This is a genomic window from Pseudomonas sp. L13, assembly GCF_009935965.1.
GTDB lineage: Bacteria > Pseudomonadota > Gammaproteobacteria > Pseudomonadales > Pseudomonadaceae > Aquipseudomonas > Aquipseudomonas lactis.
In genome coordinates this window covers 1-2,360 of the sequence record NZ_QODJ01000132.1, presented here as the reverse complement: position 1 = coordinate 2,360, position 2,360 = coordinate 1, and the positions used below count along the sequence as shown (strand labels likewise).

General features: G+C 59.3%; 2 protein-coding genes. One reads left to right on the top strand and one right to left on the bottom strand.

Features of this window, described 5'->3' with window-relative positions:
- The first annotated feature begins 273 nt into the window (after window positions 1-273).
- Complete coding sequence (locus tag DK871_RS28330) at window positions 274-1,479, top strand: MFS transporter (protein WP_161907466.1); 1,206 nt, start codon at window positions 274-276, stop codon at window positions 1,477-1,479.
- Window positions 1,480-1,606: 127 nt separating this feature from the next.
- On the opposite strand, the gene DK871_RS28325 is transcribed toward DK871_RS28330, so the two are convergent.
- Window positions 1,607-2,360: M10 family metallopeptidase C-terminal domain-containing protein (locus DK871_RS28325; RefSeq protein WP_178116094.1), on the bottom strand; the 754-nt coding region annotated here is incomplete at its 5' end.

The following is a 2,360-nucleotide window of genomic DNA, read 5'->3' as shown; positions in this document are numbered from 1 at the left end:
GCGTGGTTTAACGGGGCGCCTGAGATCAAGATCAAAAGCAGATCAAGAGCGGCTCGCTTCGCATCGTGGTTACCGTCTGCTGCTACAGCCCACAAAGTTGTGTAGATACCCATGGCCATCGTAGGCAAGCCAGCGCCCACTTTTTCGCGCGAAGCAGATGTATCTGAATGTATCATCAGCCGACATAAGTGATATCACCACAAGCAACCTACTCACTTGCAGGCCTTGTCTTTACTCTCCCACCCCATCGTCCTTCGCCTTTATGAGTACACCATGAACGCAACCTCTCCCGCTGCTGGCACCATGACCCGGGGCATGGTCATGCTGTTCGCGTTTTGCTGCGGCGCCATCGTCGCCAACATCTACTATGCGCAACCGATCATCGAGCTGATAGCCCCAGACATTGGCCTGACGCCAGCAATGGCCAGCCTGATCGTGTCCCTCACGCAAATCGGCTACGCCCTGGGCCTGTTCTTTCTGGTGCCCCTGGGCGACCTGCTGGAAAACCGCAAGCTGATGATTGCCACCACCGTCGTGGCGATCGCCAGCCTGTTGGGTGCGGCGTTTATCGAACAGCCGAACCTGTTCCTGCTGGTGTCGTTGCTGATCGGTTTCAGTTCCGTCTCGGTGCAGATCCTGATCCCGCTGGCCGCACACCTGGCGCCCGCCGAGTCTCGTGGCCGGGTGGTCGGCAGTATCATGGGCGGCCTGCTGCTGGGCATCCTGCTGGCACGGCCGGTGTCGAGCGTGGTGGCCGACCACTTCGGCTGGCGGGCGATGTTCATGGCGGCCGCGGCGCTGATGGCGTTTATCAGCGTGGTGCTGATGCTGACCATCCCCAAGCGCCAACCCGATCACAGTGCCAGCTACGGCCAGTTGCTGCGCTCCCTGGGCACCCTGTTGCGTGAGCAACCGTTGTTGCGCCAGCGGGCGTTCTATCAGGGTTGCATGTTCGCCGCCTTCAGCCTGTTCTGGACCGCCGTGCCATTGGAACTGGCGCGTAACCACGGCCTGAGCCAAAGCGAAATCGCACTGTTTGCCCTGGTTGGTGCCCTTGGCGCCATCGCTGCACCCATGGCCGGTCGTCTGGCCGATGCAGGCCATACTCACCGCGCCTCGTTGCTGGCGATGCTGTTTGGTGCGCTGAGCTTCCTGCCGGCGTGGGTGCACCCGCTCTACAGCGTGATCGGCCTGGCAGTCACCGGGGTGGTCCTGGATTTCTGCGTGCAGATGAACATGGTCCTCGGCCAACGCGCCATCTACGCCCTCGACGCCCACAGCCGCAGCCGTCTGAACGCGCTGTACATGACCAGCATCTTCATTGGCGGAGCATTCGGTTCGGCGATTGCCAGCAGCGTGTATGAACACGGCGGCTGGTTGGCCGTAATGCTGGTGGGCAGTGCATTTGCGCTGGTCGCCTTGTTGCGCTTCCTGAGTGCGGCACGTAAAGCCGCGTTGGTCACCGCGCAAGCGTCCTGACGGATCATTGGGCCCAACAAAAATTTTTCACAACGCACAAAGGGGCGGGACTTGATCAACCATTGATTAAGTCCCGCCCCGCCTTGCTTCAAGCAATGGCGACCGTCAAAGGTGCGCGATCAACTCGTTAGAGATAACCGCCATCTTTGATGTTGAGCCCGATGACATCTTCCGGGCTGATCATTCGGGTGCTTTTGATCAAAAAGTCGGTCTTGCCATCGCCATCCAGGTCGGTCGCCAGCAAGTAACGTCCCGTCTGCGGATTGAACTTGATGATGGTGTCACCCGCCGCCCCCGTGTAGTTATCGACGAAGTTCAACGTGACCTTGCCGTCGAGCGCCATTTGCGACAGATCGATCTTGTCTTGCCCGGTTTTGAAGTCCAGCAGCAAATCGGCATTGGCACGGGTTGAATCGCTAAAGGCATTGAACTTGAAGGTGTTCCAACCGTCGCCGCCCACCAGCGTATCGGCCCCTGCACCACCGGTCAGGACGTTATCGGCGCTGTTACCCATGATGCGATCGTTACCGCGGCCACCCACGGCATTTTCGATCACGGTCTTCTCGCCGATCCTGACATTTTCCCTCATCCCACCTACGCTGGACAGCGCACCACCGCGCAAGTCGATGACTTGATCCTGTACGAAGCCAGAGAAATCAAAGGTATCGTTCCCGCGCTGATCCCAGATATTGAATTCGGGTTTATCGGACGCTGACGTCAGGGTAGTTTCCAGCCTGCCGGTATTCGAGTTGAATCCGTAGGTGGTGTCGTCGGTCCTGATGTCGCCGCCTGCCTTGGGTTGTCCAACCACTGGCTCCTTGGTACCGCCTGCCTTGGGCTGTTCAACCACTGGCTCCTTGGTGCCGCCTGCCTTGGGCTGT